The organism is Thermophagus sp. OGC60D27 (assembly GCF_052400625.1).
In the GTDB taxonomy this organism is placed as follows: domain Bacteria; phylum Bacteroidota; class Bacteroidia; order Bacteroidales; family Marinilabiliaceae; genus Thermophagus.
This window is the reverse complement of sequence record NZ_JBQTGH010000011.1, coordinates 163,381-180,442: the sequence shown is the minus strand read 5'-3', so window position 1 is coordinate 180,442 and position 17,062 is coordinate 163,381. Positions and strand designations below refer to the sequence as shown.

Genomic DNA, 17,062 nt, shown 5'->3' with positions numbered 1-17,062 from the left:
AAACGACAAAATAAATTATATACAATATTACTATACAATTAAATAGTAGGCTTTTTGTCCTTAACTAAACGACATTGCCTATTGGCCTTAACAATCTAACGGCCTACTGGCCTATTAGCCTAACAACCTATCGGCCTATTGGCCTATTGGCCTAATAACCCATTGGCCTACCCTTCTATCGGCTCTGAATCTTTTTAAATCCTTATCTTTGCAGAAATACCCAAATATATCCAGTGGAAGAAACAAATATAAAGGACCAAGAAAGTTACTCCTTCGATGTAATAGGCCATGCCTGCCGGGATTACTACGAAACACACGATGACCATTTGAGCATTGAAGTGTGGTGTAACGTAGCGGAGACAGACATTATCCCCGTGAACTATCTGTTTCGGTCGTATCCCCAAATGCCGACATTGGAACAAACGGCACTGCACCATTGCCGGGGACATGTGCTGGACATAGGCGCCTGTGCCGGCCCTCATACTTTGTATCTTCAACAAGAGGGATATCGAGTCACCGCCCTGGAAAGTTCACCCGGTGCATGTGAGGTAATGAAGATGCGGGGCGTCCGCGACATTGTGGAAGGGGACTTTTTTCAAATACCGACAAACCGCCAATACGACACCTTATTGATGATGATGAACGGCATTGGCATCACAGGTAGTCTGGACCGTCTGGGTGAATTCTTTTCCGTAGCACGACGTTTAATGGCACCGGACGGACAAATACTGGTAGATAGTTCCGACTTGCGTTATCTTTTCATGGAAGATGACGGCTCATTACTCATTCAGCTTAACAACAAATATTACGGGGAAGTGGAATATCGTATGAGCTACAAAGGTGAAAAAGGACGACGTTTCCCCTGGCTCTTTATTGACGACCAACTGCTGGATTATTACGCACAAAAACACGGTTTCAGAATGGAACGGCTTGAAGAAGGAAACCACTTTGACTACTTGGCCAGGTTGACGCTGTGAAAAAATTGAAGCCAAAAGAAAGAGCCGAAGGCTAACCGCTTCACCGCCCCATCCTGCTATATTCATTCATCAAAATTTTACCTGCATTCATCAATTAACCGCCTCATAATATCATATTTAGCCCCTGCAAATCCGTATAAACTAATAATTTTGTTCATCGTCGAAATCAAACTTATTGAACACAGGGGTCACAACGGTTAAATGATTATTGCCATATGAGGAAAATTTTACTAAACACGGCTCTGATTGGAATTTTAGTAATCCTCTCACCCAATCTTCTTTCAGGACAAACCTTTTCGCCCGAAATTGGTGCAAACAATGTTTCCACCTCTCCTCTCCTTACTATCTCCTTCGAACCGGGAACAGAAATTGAATTTGCCTCAAATAAAAACATCTACATAATTAAATCCAGTGATCCAACCAATCCCATCCGTTTTTCAACAGGCTCATTTTTCGGGAGAGACGAAGAACTATCCATCACGGATAACATACTGACCATTGATCTATCCGACTATACTCTGGATGAAGAAATAGAATACTACATCGCGACCGATGAAAATACCATCTTAATCAACGGCAGCTACTGGAACGATTTATATTATGGCAACCCAGACTATCCCTATTGGACCTTTTCCACTACCGGCGGTTCACCTTCTTGGTATGCCGGCTATCCTAATTTGTCTGACCAAAGTCCGACAAGTATCACACTCAATGGGCAGACCAATAAAGAGGGTACCTACTATTATGTAGTTACCGATGATTTCACTCCTCCTTCCGAAGCACAGATAAAAGCTGGTAATAACCAATACGACAATCCGGCTGATATCGCAGGAAACGGAACGATGATCGGTGACACTCCTTTCAGAGAAGAAATTGACATCAACTCCCTATCATACGGAAACATCTATTTTATTCACATCGTTGCTTCGAACGCAACCGACGACAGCGACATAAAAACATGTTCCATTGACCTTATTCCCCCCATCTTAAACATTGTTTCCCCGGAAAACAATGCCAATGATGTTTCAATCTATACCACTATTTCCTTAACCTACTCCGAAAAAATTCTGGGCAGAGAAGGTACCCCTCTGAATCAATCCAACATCACTGATTACATCCAATTGTTAAATGGTGAAAATGAAGTGCCTTACACCTTTTCCATCAGCGGAAACGGAAAAACAATTACCCTCCGGCCAAACGATGCTCTGGAAGACAACACCACCTTTTCTCTGATTTTTCTGAAAAAATTTGAAGACCAATCGGGTAACATACAAACGGAATTATCGAGCACCAAACAGTTTACAACGGAAGATTTAATCATCTGGACCGGAGCGGGTGGCACCGACTGGAGCAACGCCCAGAATTGGGATGATACATTTTACCCCAACGGACACAATGTCCTTATACCTTCGGGTTTGAGCACTTACCCCACCCTCACTTCAGACATGTCCGTTAATAATCTCTACATCGAAGCTGGCGCATCCTTGACCCAAAGCGCTGGCAGCCTAACCATTAACGGAACATTTATTCTTCATTCCACTGCCGACGTCAACGCCTCCTTTATTCCGCAGGGAGATACGCTCATTGTAAATCCCGAAAACGTTATGTTTTATCAAAAGGTTGCCTCTCCAACCCGTAACTATAATTTCGGGGTGCCCGTAATTGGTACCAACAAAAATAACATTGGCATAACCAATTTATTGTACGAATTTCAAAATAGTTCTGGTAGTTACATTCTTAAAGGCGCTGATGAAACATTAATTCCCGGTAAGGGCTATATTTGCCGAAGCGACCAAAATATGATATTTTCGGGCACGCCAGTAACCTGGGACTTTAATCAATCTCTGGTAAGAACCAAGGCCGGCTTGGGGTGGAACTTGGTCTCCAATCCTTACAGCGCGACCCTCGATTTCACAAAGTTAGAGATGGATCTCGAGGAGGTTGCCTACTCATTCTGGATTTGGGACAATATCAATGAAAAATACAATACCTACAATGCCAGTTCAGGCATCGGAATCGGGATCCCCAACAACACTCCCGACATCCCATCCCATCAGGCGTTCTGGATGAAAGTACTGCCCGGGAATAGCACTGTTTCAATTGGATTTAGAACCAGCGCCTTAAAAGACAATTCTACATCGTATCTGAAATCAACATCCAATACCAAATATCCGACTCTTAAGTTGGAATCGCTACTGGAAGGCAAGACCGATGAAACCGCACTGGTCTTTTCCGAGGATGCGATCAATGAAATCGGAGATGCCTATGATACAGATAAAATGTTTACCTCCAGCAAAAAGTTTTGTCAGATCTACACGCTTCAAGAATCACAATCTTTAGCGATTAACGGATTACTACCTTCTCAATCTGAAGTTACCGTTCCGCTGGGCTATAAAATAGATAAATCGGGAAACGTCGAAATAAGAGTTAAAGATAATACCCTTCCTGCCAACGCGAAGGTGTTGCTTGAAGATAAAGTTAAGGATCAAATCATTGATCTTTCGCAGGAAAAATCCTACCAATTTCTTGCAGAAAACACGGGAGTTATCAATAATCGATTTGTACTATATCTATCAGAAACTCAAAACATACCAACCGGAGTTGAAGCTATTTCCGAAATTGGGAAAGACAAAAAATCTGCATTCTACACAAACAATTTTGAAATTATTGCGTATATTGGCTCTTTGAACAACCCAAAGTATAAATTGTTTGATGTGAAGGGACGTTTAATTGATAACGGCCCCCTGAAATCAGAATCAGAAAACAGGATTAAAGTCTCAAGGAAAGGTATGGTAATCCTGGTCGTCGAATCCGACAACGAAAAACTTGAGTTTAAGACTGTTTTCTAAACAAATTGACATTTGTTTAGAATGAAAATAAAGCGCAAAAAGACATACAATTCTCCTGACATTCAACAAATTAAACTGGATCGAGTCATCGCATTGCAGGCGGATTCCGATAAACCATTTCCCCAGCCGGGTGATGACATGTTCAAAACATCCAGTGAATCTTCTTCTACCGATGGTTCCTCTTCTGAAGAAAATACTTTAAAGCAGAATAATTTTGAAGACAATCCCTTCCAACGGTAATAAGGGGGGGGGAGTATTAGGCCGTTAGGTTATTAGGCTAATAGGCCGTTAGGCCGATAGGTTATTAGGTTATTAGGCCAATAGGCTAATAGGCCGTTAGGCCAATAGGTTATTAGGTTATTAGGCCAATAGGCTAATAGGCTAATAGGCCAATAGGTCGATAGGATGTTAGGCTGATATTGCACTAAACAATTTATATCTATTTTATTTCTATCTATATCCTTTTATTATTTCTGATTTAACGTTCGGCTGTCAAGTTGGGGCTACCCGTCCACCATTCCGCCTTTCCACCGTTTCACCATTATTTTCATTATTATCATTTATCCCTACTTTTTATGAACAATGATTATTCGACACCTTCGTCGTCGTTGGTTTTATTGTCCCATCTAAGCTATAAACATGGGAGTTCTTCGGACTCCTTGTCTGATAGCCTATTGGCCTAACCGCCTAGTGGCCTAGTGAATTCAGACCTCTGTCCTCTGTCCTGCCGCTATCCTGATTAATGAAAAAAATCAGCAAAAGAGCCACATCAAACCCCATATTTCACTAACTTTGGGCTGATCAAAATCATATTTCAAAAGTTTGCATTTTTGCAACTTTAGGTTTTCAGATATTATTCATCCACAGCAAAATTTTATGCATTTGATTAACGATGAAGCTTTTAATTTTTATTATATCACCATCTACAGCTTACTTTTTTAAACTCAAAAGAAACAATAATTAACGGATTTATATCATTATTTAAATTATCAGGGAATGAAGAAACACAACTTTTACGCAGGGCCATCCATATTGCCTGAGTATACCATCAAAAACACAGCCGAAGCTGTACTCAATTTTGCAGGGAGCGGCCTGTCGGTCATGGAAGTTTCTCACCGAGGAAAAGAATTTGTGGCTGTCATGGATGAGGCGCAGGCTCTTTTCAAAGAGATTCTGGACATCCCTCAAGGTTACGAAGTTCTATTTTTGGGTGGTGGTGCCAGCACTCAATTCTGTATGGTACCATACAACCTGTTAAACAAGAAAGCCGCATATCTCAACACCGGATCTTGGGCCGCTAAGGCGCAAAAAGAAGCCAAACTATTTGGCGAAGTTGTGGAAGTGGCTTCATCCAAGGATGCCAACTACAACTACATTCCTAAAGGTTATGAGGTTCCGGAAGATGCCGATTATCTTCACATTACTACCAACAACACCATTTACGGAACCGAAATCAAAGAAGACCTGAATGTTAAGGTTCCTTTGGTGGCAGATATGTCGTCCGATATTTTTTCCCGCCCGGTAGATGTTTCCAAATATGCCTTAATTTATGGAGGCGCACAGAAAAATCTGGCACCGGCCGGTGTTGCCTTTGTAATTGTTAAGACGGATATTCTGGGGAAAGTAGACCGTGCCATTCCTACCATGCTGGACTATCGCACCCATGTGGAAAAAGGATCCATGTTCAACACGCCGCCGGTATTGCCTGTATTTGCAGCTCTTCAAACCTTAAAATGGCTGAAACAGCAAGGGGGGGTAGCTGCCATGCAAAAACGCAACCTTGAAAAAGCGGCATTGCTTTACGATGAAATTGATCGCAATAAACTGTTCAAAGCAACGGTGACCAATGCAGAAGATCGATCTCTAATGAATATATGCTTTGTCATGAATGAGGAATATGCTGCCTTGGAAAAAGAGTTTCTGGACTTCGCCACGCAACGTGGCATGATCGGCATCAAAGGCCACAGAAGTGTGGGTGGGTTCAGAGCATCGACCTATAATGCACTGCCTATAGAGAGCGTTAAAGCCTTGGTTGAAACCATGCAAGAATTTGAGAAAAAACATTAACTGTCACGCACCGAATAGAATGATAAATCTTCCTTGTCTTCATTTTTCCAACGTGAAAAATAAGGCAAGGAAGTTTAATCCCTGACTTGGAACAATCAAACGTAAATACGCGGAGATTTTAACCCGGAAAATAGGCATATCCTATTGAATTAACTAAACCATTTAGGAATGAAGAAAATACTTATTGCCACACAAAAGCCATTTGCCCCGGCGGCCATAAATAAAATAAAAGAAATCACCGACCGTGAAGGCTTTGAACTTAGACTATTGGAAAAATACAACTCAACGGAAGAATTAAAAACGGCCGTAGCCGATGTGGACGCCCTTATCGTTCGTTCGGACAAGGTAACCGCAGAAGTGGTTGAAGCTGCCAAAGAGCTCAAAATAGTAGTACGTGCCGGCGCCGGATATGACAATCTTGATTTGGCCGCCTGCAGCGCCAAAGGCGTTGTCGCCATGAACACCCCCGGACAAAATTCCAATGCTGTTGCCGAATTGGCCTTTGGCATGATGATTTTCCAGGCCCGGAACAAATTCAATGGTACCGCAGGAACCGAACTGCGCGGAAAAAAATTGGGTATCCATGCTTATGGAAATGTGGGAATGTATGTCGCTAAAATTGCTAAAGGGTTTGGTATGGAAGTCTATGCTTTCGATCCCTTTGTGTCGGCCGAAAAAATTAAGGCGGATGGCATTACCCCCGTGACTTCCGTCGAAGAATTATACCGTACTTGTCAATATGTATCATTGCATATTCCGGCCAATGATCAAACCAAAAAATCGATCAACGCCACTCTGCTGGAACAAATGCCAAAGGGTGCTGTTTTGGTGAATACTGCCCGCAAGGAAGTTATAGATGAAGAGAGTCTGGCACAACTCATGGAGAAACGGGACGACTTGGCCTATATTTCAGACATCGCACCCGATATCAGGTCTGTCTTTGAAGAAAAATTCAGCAATCGCTGCTTCTTTACCCCTAAAAAAATGGGCGCTCAAACCGCAGAAGCCAACATCAACGCAGGGGTAGCTGCTGCCACGCAAATTATTAAGTACTTTAAGAACGGAGACGAAACGTTCAGACTTAACAAATAAAACTTATCCATATGACCATTGTAAAACCGTTCAAGGGTCTTCGTCCCCCCAAAGCAATTGCGGCCGAACTTTCCTGTCTTCCCTATGATGTCATGAATCGGCGAGAAGCTTCCGAAATGGCCAAAGGAAAAGAGCATTCTTTATTGCATATTACCCGCGCAGAAATTGACTGTCCTCCCGATGTGGATATCCATTCCGAAACGGTATATCAAAAATCGGCGCAGAACTACCGCAAATTTAAGCAAGAGGGTTGGTTGGTGCAGGATGAAGAACCCCGCTATTATATCTATGCCCAGACGATGAATGGCCATACCCAATACGGGATTGTAGGCTGTGCTGCCTGTTCCGATTATGAAGATGGCATTATCAAAAAACATGAGCTGACCCGCCCCGACAAGGAAGAAGACCGCATGGTACACATTCGCACCAACAATGCCAATCTGGAGCCGGTATTTTTCAGTTATAAAGCTGTGCCGGAAATCGATGCAATCGTTGAAAACATCGTTGAGAACCAGAAACCGGAATATGATTTCACTTCCGAAGAAGATGGTTTTGGTCACCATTTCTGGGTGGTCCGCGATGCCGAGACCAACCAAAAGCTTGAGAAACTGTTTGCCACCAAAGTTCCCTGCACCTATGTGGCCGACGGTCATCACCGCACGGCTGCCGCTGCACGTGTCGGCATAGAAAAAAAAGCCAACAATCCCCATCATACCGGAAATGAAGAATATAATTTCTTCATGGCCGTCCATTTCCCCGACAACCAACTTCAGATAATTGACTACAACAGAGTCGTAAAGGACCTGAACGGGCTGTCGGAAAAGGCCTTCTTGGAAGAGCTCACCAAGGTTTTTGACGTGTCGGAAACGGGATCACAGGTATATAAACCTACCCAGCTGCATGAATTCAGCATGTATCTTGATGGTAAATGGTACAAACTGAAGGCAAAGGAGGGTACCTTTGATGATCAGGACCCTATTGGTGTTCTGGACGTGAGTATTTTGTCGCATCATGTTCTTGACAACATCTTGGGGATAAAAGACCTGAGAACTTCCAAACGAATCGACTTCGTAGGCGGAATACGGGGCTTAAAAGAGCTTCAAGACAGAGTTGATTCGGGCGAGATGAAAGTGGCCTTTGCCCTCTATCCGGTATCCATGCAACAACTAATTAATATTGCAGATACAGGAAATATTATGCCGCCCAAAACCACCTGGTTTGAACCAAAATTGCGATCAGGATTGGTCATTCACGAACTGTGATCAGGTTATGGAAGCAAAAATTGACCGACATTTGAAAAAACACTTTTTGCCTCAATGCAATTAAAGCCATAGTTGGTCCATACCGTAGATTAGACGATAGCACGAACAATATTTTTCGTAAATTTGTGCCATTGCAATGATCGGCAATTCTTGCTTCACTTTTATAAATATTGAATCGCCGGTTTGACATTGGTTAACTTCTAACACAACAAACATGTCTTCAGTGCGTCAAAACCTGACAAAATTTAAAGAAGAATTACCACCGCATGTCGCATTAGTTGCGGTTTCCAAGACCAAACCCTCGGAAATGATCTTGGAAGCATACGACGCCGGCCATCGCATATTTGGTGAAAACAAAGTGCAGGAGATGACCCGGAAATTCGATCAGCTGCCTAAAGATATATCCTGGCATATGATTGGTCATCTTCAGCGTAATAAAGTCAAATATATTGCTCCTTTTGTTTCCCTCATACATGGAGTAGACAGCATCAAACTGTTGAAAACAATCAATAAGGAGGGACAAAAAAACAACCGCATCATTCCCTGCCTGTTACAAATTCACATTGCCAAAGAAGAAACCAAATACGGACTGGGAAAAGAAGAGCTTCTTGATATCGTTGATGGCAACACGTTGAAAGACCTTAAAAACATCTCCATTCGGGGCCTTATGGGAATGGCAACCAACACCGATGACAGGGAAAAAGTACGGTCCGAATTTCGCGCCTTGAAAAGGCTGTTCGACAAATTAAAAAATGGATATTTCAAGGAAAATGATCAGTTCAGCATTTTAAGTATGGGAATGTCCGGCGATTACCGAATTGCGGTAGAAGAAGGAAGTAATATGGTAAGAATTGGAAGCGCCATTTTTGGCCAACGGAATTATCACTAAATGGCTCTCAGCATTGAAACTTCCAAGCTTTTAATTATATTTGTTTCTCAACAAAAACAGAATGGAAGCATTACAACGGTTTCCGGCAACCACCCTCAAAATGGGTAATTGGGCAAAAAACCGCTGTTCCAATTGACACATAATTTATGACCTATTCCCCTGCCTCAGTGCGAGGAAAACGGTTGATAAAAGAATATAACGACATAAAGATAAAACGATTATTCATAAAATAAATAACATTAATTCCATGGCAAATTTAAAGACCACTTATCTGGGCTTGGAACTAAAAAACCCGATTATTGTCAGTAGTTCAGGACTAACCAATAGTATTGAAAAAATAAAACACTTGGAGGAAGCAGGTGCCGGTGCAGTGGTATTGAAATCATTGTTTGAAGAGCAAATCAATCATGAAATCAATCACCAGATCAGCAGTGGCCATGGTTTTGACTATCCCGAAGCCATGGATTACATTCGGGAGTACAGTCGGGAACATTCCGTAAGCGCCTATTTGCAACTGATCAGGGATGCAAAGGCGGCTGTTAAGATTCCCGTTATTGCCAGCATCAATTGTTTTTCAGCCGATGAATGGGTTAATTTTGCGCAAGAGATCCAAAATGCCGGTGCAGATGCCCTGGAATTGAATGTATTTCGTATCAATACGGATAAAAACAGCGAGTCGGCCGACTACGAACAGCTTTATTACCATATCGCTGAAAACGTCAGCAAGGTAGTAACCATCCCTGTAGCCATGAAAATTGGACCCTATTTTTCCAATCTGGTTGGGGTCGTCAACCGAATATCCGTTTCAGGAATAAAAGGAGTAGTTCTTTTTAACCGCTTTTACGAACCGGATATAGACATCAATACCCTACAACTCAAATCGGCCGAAGTATTTAGCACGCCTGCCGACATTCGCCAATCGTTGAGATGGGTTGCCATCACCAGTTCCAAAATCAAAAATATAGACATTGCAGCATCAACAGGCATCCACGACGGGTCCGCCGCCATTAAACAGATATTGGCTGGTGCGCAAGCCGTTCAGGTTTGTTCGGCCATATACAAAAACGGCCCATCGGTAATTAGCCGAATCATCGAATTTGTGGAGAAATGGATGAATGACAAAAATTTTGACACCATTGATGCTTTCAGAGGCAAAATGAACTATGGCAACATAAAGAATCCTGTCTTGTATGAACGCGCACAATTCATGAAGTATTTTTCAAACTTTGAATGAAGTTCCTTTTTTGAACATGCAACCGAGAAGGTTATCTTAGGGCATTTTCCGGACATTACACATCTGATGAGCCATTAAGGTTTGAAATTCAGAGTTATTTGTTTTATATTGTAACATCCTGACTGCCGCAAGGAATAAAAGAATTGCTTAGGGCGAAATCGTCTTCTGCAATAGAAAATCTTCCCATTGGGCACAGGAATAATTGTCAAAAAAGTCCGAAATATAAGGGAATAAAAATGCATCCCGTTTGTTTAAACTGACCCATTAAACAACAGCATGCAATCACTGATGTTCGGATGCCAAATTAAGATAATTTCATACACATGAAGCATTATTACCAATTTAGATGGTCGTTAAGTAGCAGAATACTAACACTGATACTTTTAATATTCTCCTTTGCTTGTCATTCGGGAAAAGAGAAAAAAGAATCCAATAATTCAGAGAAGGAAATCATTGAAACAGCTGCCATTCAAAAACAGCTGGAAGATGGTTTCCAAAAATCCAAACTTATTTTTTATTCTCTGCCCTCTCCGTTAGAAACCTCCATGCTTATCAAAAAAGCCGGAGCCGATTTTAATGTAACACTATTGAACCCACCGGAAAACCTTTCGAAATACCAAACCAATTATAAAATGGCCCTAAATCTGGGTATTTATAGTGCCGACCTTAGTTATGCCACGCTGTTTGACCAATCTGAAACCACCATCGAATATATGGGTGTTGCTCGAAAATTGGCCGACGAATTAGGCATTTTAGGCGCAGTTGATGAGGAAACCATTAAGAAGCTGGAGGAGAATATGAACAACCGGGAAGTTGTCATGGATATTATTTCCGAATCTTATATGAATGCTAATGCCTACCTCTCGGACAACAACAGAGCAGCAGTCTCGGTGATGGTCCTTGCCGGTGGATGGATTGAGGGACTCTATCTGGCGACTTCCCTCACCAATGGTTCCGTGGAAGAAAACAAAAACCTGGTAGAACGCATCCTTTACCAAAAACTCTCACTGGAAACGTTGCTAAGCATGCTGGACACCTACGCTACACACCCCGATGTGGCGAAATTAATAGCTCAATTCGAAGATCTGAAAGAGGTATTCAACAAAGTAACCATTGTGAATACCTCTCCGATAGAAGCAGAGACCGATACATTACGCAGAATGACCATCATCCGCGCCGGCAGCGAAATCGATATTAATCCCAATGATTTTGCGCTTCTATGTAAGAAAATTGAAGAAATGAGATCCGATTTTGTATCCTGAAAATGTCCGGAAAAACGACTTACAAACCATGCCAAAAAGTATCGCCACGCATCTGTCGGGGCGCAATAGTCATAGCGATTGGGTTCATTTTGTTGTTTCCGTCTATTGCCAACGCCCAATGCTCCGGTTTTGCTCGTGCCGTTTCCAAACCTGAATTGTCGCCATATATTCACGACGGTAATTTAAACGCAACCATTCTGGGAGAGGGAGAAACCATCATTTTAAGAAAAACCGTCTTTAAAGGACAAAAATACCGGCTGCTAGTAAAAGGCGTTCCTGATTTGCCTCCAATTAGATTCAGAGTCCTATATCTAGACCAGGAATTGTTTGATAATGCAAACCATGATTTTGCCTCGAAATGGGACTTTACAGCAGAAGTAACCCGCACCATTTCTGTTGAGGTAACCATTCAGGAAGATGATGATCCGGATACATTAAAAGGTGGCTGCGTGGCAGTATTAATTGGCATCGACCCCAACTGACAAGTAGGGCGCAAGGTATCGGGCGGTGTATCCATCGTCATTTTTCACCATTTCTTCCGGCTTACCCGCAAAAACAATGTTTCCACCATTGTTGCCGCCTTCCGGGCCAAGATCTGTAATCCAATCGGCTGATTTAATAATATCCATGTTGTGTTCCACCACAATAATGGAATGTCCCTTTTCTATTAATGCCTGAAATGCTTTCAAAAGTTTCTTTATGTCATGAAAGTGAAGCCCGGTGGTGGGCTCGTCAAAAATAAACAGTGTTGGTTCTGTTTTCTCCAGTGCCAAAAATGACGCAAGCTTAACTCGTTGACTTTCTCCCCCACTCAACGTACTCGACGACTGGCCTAAACGAACATACCCAAGTCCCACATCCGATAATGGTTGGAGCTTATGGACAATTCTTTTTTCGGTGTTTCCGGCTCCTTCCGAAAAGAATTTGATACTTTGATCAACGGTCATCTCCAGAATGTCGTATATATTTTTACCCCGATAGGTAACCTCAAGAATTTCCGGCTTGAAACGTTTACCATGGCAACTTTCACAAGAAAGAACAATATCTGCCATAAACTGCATCTCTATTTTGATGGTACCTTCTCCCTGGCACTCTTCACATCGTCCGCCATCCACATTAAACGAAAAATGAGCAGGTTTAAAACCGTTAATCTTGGCTGCCTGCTGATCGGCCATGAGCTTTCGGATTTCATCATATGCTTTCAGATAAGTGGCAGGATTCGACCTTGAAGACTTGCCTATAGGATTTTGATCCACAAATTCCACGTCGGCAATAGCTTGGGTATCCCCTGTCAGCAGATCAAAATCACCCGTTTTGTCAGCATATCCGCCTTTAATTTTTTTCAAGGCAGGATACAAGATTTTCCGGACCAAAGAAGACTTACCTGAGCCACTGACTCCTGTGATAACATGCAAAACATTAAGCGGAAATTTGACATTAATATTTTTGAGATTGTTTTCCCGTGCCCCCAAAACCTCAAGCGACAGGTTCCATGACCGCCTGGAGGTGGGTACCTCTATCTTTCGTATCCCTGTGAGGTATTGCGTGGTTAAACTATCCGGCGACTGCTTCAACGCTCTGAAATCGCCTTGAAAAACCACTTCTCCCCCATGTTGCCCGGCACCGGGACCTATATCTATAATCTCATCTCCTGCCCGAATAAGTTCTTCATCATGTTCTACCACCACAACAGTGTTGCCAAGGGCTTTCAGATGTTTAAGCACATTTATCAGAAGATTGGTATCCCGGGGATGAAGGCCGATACTGGGCTCATCCAATATATATAAGGATCCCACCAAACTACTCCCCAACGATGTTGCCAGGTTGATTCGCTGGCTTTCTCCGCCCGATAGAGTAGATGAGAGTCGGTTCAAGGTAAGATACCCCAGCCCGACATTATTCAGAAAATGTAATCGTGAATTAATTTCTGTCAGGAGCCTTTGTGCCACCTTCTTTTCATGGTTGTTTAATGTAAGATTCTCAAAAAACTCCGCAAGCTCTGTAACCGGCATCAATACCAGCTCGTGAATGCTTTTTCCTCCAACCTTAACATACATTGCTTCCTTTTTCAACCGTGTGCCATTACAATCCCTACAAACCGTTTTTCCACGATATCGGGAAAGCATCACTCGGTACTGAATCTTATATTGCTTGGATTCAAGATGCTTAAAAAACTCATCCAAACCATGAAAATAGGGATTCCCTGTCCATAACAGCCGTCTCTGCTCCGGCGTCAGCTGGTAGTAGGGTTTGTGAACGGGAAAGTCGAATTTATGAGCATTTCGTATCAATAATTTTTTCCATTCACCCATTTTTTCACCTCGCCAGCACGCGATGGCGTCATCGTAAACCGATAGGTTCTTATTCGGGATAACCAGGTCTTCATCAATGCCTATTACATTGCCAAAGCCTTCACAGGTTGGACAGGCCCCCATGGGATTGTTGAACGAAAAAGTATGTTCGGTAGGTTCTTCAAAGGTTATTCCATCTGCCTCAAAGCGGTTGGAAAATGAAAATGCCTTAATCTCACTTCCTTCAAAGACTTTTATTAAACACTCACCTCTTCCCTCATAAAAGGCTGTTTGAACGGAATCCGCTACCCTGGAATTGGTATCCTCATCCTTTTTATTGACACTAACCCGGTCAATCACCAAGTTAAGCTCCTTACAATGATCCAGTGCGTCATCATCCTTTAAAAGGTCTTCAATACGAATAAACTGACCGTCCGACTCGACTCTACTAAATCCTTGCTGCAACAATACTTGCAGATGTTCCCGGCAGGTTCGGCTTTCCGGCAATGCGACACGTGCCATAATCGCCATCTTAGTCCCATCCTCATAACTATTTATAAAATCAAGGACATCACCGGTATGATGTTTCTTTACTTCCTTACCGGAAACAGGAGAAAAGGTCTTACCAATCCTTGCGAATAAGAGTTTAAGGTAGTCATAAATCTCTGTAGAGGTCCCTACTGTGGACCTGGGATTTCTGGTATTCACCTTTTGCTCAATGGCGATGGCCGGTGGAATACCCTTAATGTAATCCACTTCCGGTTTGTCGAGTCGCCCAAGAAACTGACGAGCATAGGAACTCAGACTCTCAACATAGCGTCGCTGCCCTTCGGCATACAAAGTGTCAAAAGCAAGTGAACTTTTTCCTGAGCCTGAAACACCTGTTATGATAACAAATTTATTGCGCGGAATATCAAGAGATATGTTTTTTAAATTGTGAACACGAGCTCCTTTTATAGAGATATATTTGGAAGTATTGACTTTTGTTTTACCCATTGTCTTTCGATCAAAATTGACCAGCAAAGATACCAAAAGATGAGAGTAATTACATTATTCTCTTCTGATTTTCCCACTACCGGTCATTGCAAAAGGTCCTTTTGCAACAATGTCTCTGGGGGCATGATAAGGGGGCAGAACCGATTTGATGCGATTTAATAGATCAGGAATATTATCCGGTTTTTTTTCAACCACCAGAATTATTTCCTGCCCTAACGATGGATGTGGACGGGAAGAGATATAAAATGGCCGATCAATTATTTCCGAAAGACGTTTTTCTATCTCTTCCGGAGAGACTTTTATACCTCCGGTGTTAATCAAATTATCTATTCTCCCAATAATTCTAAACGTACCATCCGCTCTCACTTCCGCAAGATCATTGGTTACAAGAGGTCTACGGGTAATCCCTCTGACATTGACCACCAAACAGTTGCGCTCATCCGTTGATACTGCAACATTTTTGAGCGGTGTAAAAAAGTCTTCTACCACAGTCCCATTCAAAAGCTTTAAGGCTATGTGCGATAATGTTTCGGTCATTCCATAGGTTTCCCAAGCCCTAAAAGGTTGATGTTTCAGCCTCCGAACCAGATCCTGTCCGACTCCACTCCCCCCCAGGATGACCTTTTTCAGCAAATGCAGCGGTGACTTATCATCAGAAAGTTCATTCATCATTTGCATGGGGGTCATAGCTGAAAAATCGGCTGATTTTGTGAGGTGAACCAAGGGTTTACCACAAACAGGAATGGGTAACAGATTTAACCTCCCGGCAAAAGCACGTACAATCATCATTTTGCCTGCAATGAATTCGGCAGGCAGACAAAGTAGTGCCGACATTCCGTTGTGCAGTCCGAAAAACTCAATGGTATTAAATGCCGATTGCAGCATAGCGTTCTTTTTGACCCGCATCTGTTTGGGAGTCCCGGTGGAACCCGATGTTTGAACAATGACCGAATCTTGGTCATTCAGCCATTCTATAATAAATTGATACATGGCTCTCTCCCAATGTTCAATATGGCTGTCAATCAGCTTTTCCCGACACAACAGCATCAATTGCTCGGCCTCATAGGTCTGGCCATTCAATGTAAGTTGCCTGAATTTTCGGAAATTTAAAGACCTCATCTTGCCGACCTCCACAAATACCCGTTTTTAATAAATAAAGGAGCTGAGACATTGTTGGAAAAAACCTGGCCGGTCCCCAACCCTTGCGGCATGGGATTGTTGAGGGTAAAGGTCCACTGTGCAATAGCATTCAGACCAATATTACTTTCAAGCGCAGAGGTGACCCACCACCCGATATTATTTTTCTCAGCCACCTCGATCCACTCCCGGGAGGCTTTAAACCCACCTGTCAGACTGGGCTTAAGAATTAAATACTGAGGCCTAATGGTCGCCGCAAGTTTTTTCTTTTCCTCAAGGGTATTAACTCCAATAAGTTCCTCATCAAGCGCAATGGGTATTGGTGTCGACTCACATAAACGAGCCATCTCCTGCCATTGCCCAGCCTTTATGGGTTGTTCAATGGAATGAACATCCAGCCGTGCCAACCGTTCCAAAACATTTGGGGCCTGCGACGGCGAAAATGCCCCATTGGCATCGACACGCAATTCCAAATAATCTTTTGAAAAACGATTTCTAAGTTGTTGAAGAACGGTAAACTCCGCTTCAAAATCCAATGCACCTATTTTCAGCTTCAGACAGGAAAAACCAGAACTCAATTTATCCTCTATTTGACGCAACATATCCTCAACCCCACCCATCCAAATTAGGCCATTGATCGGAATGCCGACCTCTCCCCGCGTGAAGGATGAGGGGTAGAGCAGACGCTTGCCTCCGGTCTTCAGATCCATCAGGGCGGTTTCAACAGAAAATCTCAGTGCAGGCCAGCGGATTAACGTCTCATGATAATCTTCTTGTAAAGTGTCAATATTTTCGCAAACAAAAGCTATTTTCTCTTCGATCCCCGGTAAGTCATCGGGACTAAGATTAGGGATAAGAGAACATTCACCAACCCCTTTCACCGCCGGCAAAGAACTATCATAAACCGTAATAAACCAGCTAGGTTTTTCGGTAAGAACACCTCGGGAGGTCCCTCCCGGCTTTTTGAAAATCAACTTATAGGGTTTCAACTCAGCTTTTAGCATAA

Annotated in this window: 13 protein-coding genes; 10 read left to right on the top strand and 3 right to left on the bottom strand. The window is 42.7% G+C overall.

Features of this window, described 5'->3' with window-relative positions; genetic code table 11:
• Positions 1-233 precede the first annotated feature (233 nt).
• The 10 genes from ACT29H_RS14180 (at position 234) to ACT29H_RS14135 (ending at position 12,114) form a co-directional block, all read left to right on the top strand.
• Entirely contained in the window at positions 234-977 is a 744-nt protein-coding gene (locus ACT29H_RS14180) for a class I SAM-dependent methyltransferase (protein ID WP_444822302.1), read from the top strand.
• Positions 978-1,192: 215 nt separating this feature from the next.
• On the top strand, positions 1,193-3,826 hold the full coding sequence (locus tag ACT29H_RS14175; protein WP_444822301.1) for an Ig-like domain-containing protein: 2,634 nt from the start codon (positions 1,193-1,195) through the stop codon (positions 3,824-3,826).
• A 21-nt stretch (positions 3,827-3,847) separates the two neighbouring features.
• Positions 3,848-4,066, top strand: a complete 219-nt coding sequence (locus tag ACT29H_RS14170) for a hypothetical protein (protein ID WP_444822300.1) — start codon at positions 3,848-3,850, stop codon at positions 4,064-4,066.
• Between the two features lie 756 nt (positions 4,067-4,822).
• Positions 4,823-5,893: a 3-phosphoserine/phosphohydroxythreonine transaminase gene (serC, locus tag ACT29H_RS14165; protein WP_444822299.1), complete on the top strand. Its 1,071-nt coding sequence runs from the start codon at positions 4,823-4,825 to the stop codon at positions 5,891-5,893.
• Positions 5,894-6,061: 168 nt separating this feature from the next.
• Positions 6,062-6,985 carry a 3-phosphoglycerate dehydrogenase gene (locus ACT29H_RS14160; RefSeq protein ID WP_444822298.1) on the top strand — a complete coding sequence of 308 codons (924 nt, stop codon included), beginning with the start codon at positions 6,062-6,064 and terminating at the stop codon, positions 6,983-6,985.
• An 11-nt stretch (positions 6,986-6,996) separates the two neighbouring features.
• Positions 6,997-8,247 (top strand): DUF1015 domain-containing protein, encoded by a 1,251-nt coding sequence (locus ACT29H_RS14155; RefSeq protein ID WP_444822297.1) that lies wholly within the window; start codon positions 6,997-6,999, stop codon positions 8,245-8,247.
• A gap of 214 nt (positions 8,248-8,461) precedes the next feature.
• Positions 8,462-9,136 carry a YggS family pyridoxal phosphate-dependent enzyme gene (locus ACT29H_RS14150; RefSeq protein WP_444822296.1) on the top strand — a complete coding sequence of 225 codons (675 nt, stop codon included), beginning with the start codon at positions 8,462-8,464 and terminating at the stop codon, positions 9,134-9,136.
• Between the two features lie 247 nt (positions 9,137-9,383).
• Positions 9,384-10,370, top strand: a complete 987-nt coding sequence (locus ACT29H_RS14145; RefSeq protein ID WP_444822295.1) for a dihydroorotate dehydrogenase-like protein — start codon at positions 9,384-9,386, stop codon at positions 10,368-10,370.
• A 323-nt stretch (positions 10,371-10,693) separates the two neighbouring features.
• Positions 10,694-11,632 (top strand): hypothetical protein, encoded by a 939-nt coding sequence (locus ACT29H_RS14140; protein WP_444822294.1) that lies wholly within the window; start codon positions 10,694-10,696, stop codon positions 11,630-11,632.
• Between the two features lie 2 nt (positions 11,633-11,634).
• The gene (locus ACT29H_RS14135; RefSeq protein WP_444822293.1) at positions 11,635-12,114 is read left to right on the top strand and encodes a hypothetical protein; all 480 of its coding nucleotides are present in this window, start codon (positions 11,635-11,637) and stop codon (positions 12,112-12,114) included.
• Here ACT29H_RS14135 and uvrA read toward each other — a convergent pair.
• The 3 genes from uvrA to ACT29H_RS14120 are packed head-to-tail and all read right to left on the bottom strand — an operon-like array spanning position 12,091 to position 17,060.
• Positions 12,091-14,919 (bottom strand): excinuclease ABC subunit UvrA, encoded by a 2,829-nt coding sequence (uvrA, locus tag ACT29H_RS14130; RefSeq protein ID WP_444822292.1) that lies wholly within the window; start codon positions 14,917-14,919, stop codon positions 12,091-12,093. The two genes, ACT29H_RS14135 and uvrA, sit on opposite strands and share 24 nt — an antisense overlap.
• Positions 14,920-14,973: 54 nt before the next feature.
• On the bottom strand, positions 14,974-16,038 hold the full coding sequence (locus ACT29H_RS14125; protein ID WP_444822291.1) for an AMP-binding protein: 1,065 nt from the start codon (positions 16,036-16,038) through the stop codon (positions 14,974-14,976).
• The gene (locus tag ACT29H_RS14120; protein WP_444822290.1) at positions 16,035-17,060 is read right to left on the bottom strand and encodes an o-succinylbenzoate synthase; all 1,026 of its coding nucleotides are present in this window, start codon (positions 17,058-17,060) and stop codon (positions 16,035-16,037) included. The genes ACT29H_RS14125 and ACT29H_RS14120 overlap by 4 nt, the downstream gene beginning before the upstream one ends.
• Positions 17,061-17,062: the final 2 nt, after the last annotated feature.

Coding starts and splice junctions, on each gene's coding strand:
- ACT29H_RS14160 (WP_444822298.1), top strand. CDS start 6,062: ATGAAGAAAATACTTATTGCCACACAAAAGCCATTTGCCCCGGCGGCC.
- serC (WP_444822299.1), top strand. CDS start 4,823: ATGAAGAAACACAACTTTTACGCAGGGCCATCCATATTGCCTGAGTAT.
- ACT29H_RS14170 (WP_444822300.1), top strand. CDS start 3,848: ATGAAAATAAAGCGCAAAAAGACATACAATTCTCCTGACATTCAACAA.
- ACT29H_RS14120 (WP_444822290.1), bottom strand. CDS start 17,060: ATGCTAAAAGCTGAGTTGAAACCCTATAAGTTGATTTTCAAAAAGCCG.
- ACT29H_RS14150 (WP_444822296.1), top strand. CDS start 8,462: ATGTCTTCAGTGCGTCAAAACCTGACAAAATTTAAAGAAGAATTACCA.
- ACT29H_RS14135 (WP_444822293.1), top strand. CDS start 11,635: ATGTCCGGAAAAACGACTTACAAACCATGCCAAAAAGTATCGCCACGC.
- ACT29H_RS14155 (WP_444822297.1), top strand. CDS start 6,997: ATGACCATTGTAAAACCGTTCAAGGGTCTTCGTCCCCCCAAAGCAATT.
- uvrA (WP_444822292.1), bottom strand. CDS start 14,919: ATGGGTAAAACAAAAGTCAATACTTCCAAATATATCTCTATAAAAGGA.
- ACT29H_RS14140 (WP_444822294.1), top strand. CDS start 10,694: ATGAAGCATTATTACCAATTTAGATGGTCGTTAAGTAGCAGAATACTA.
- ACT29H_RS14175 (WP_444822301.1), top strand. CDS start 1,193: ATGAGGAAAATTTTACTAAACACGGCTCTGATTGGAATTTTAGTAATC.
- ACT29H_RS14125 (WP_444822291.1), bottom strand. CDS start 16,038: ATGAGGTCTTTAAATTTCCGAAAATTCAGGCAACTTACATTGAATGGC.
- ACT29H_RS14145 (WP_444822295.1), top strand. CDS start 9,384: ATGGCAAATTTAAAGACCACTTATCTGGGCTTGGAACTAAAAAACCCG.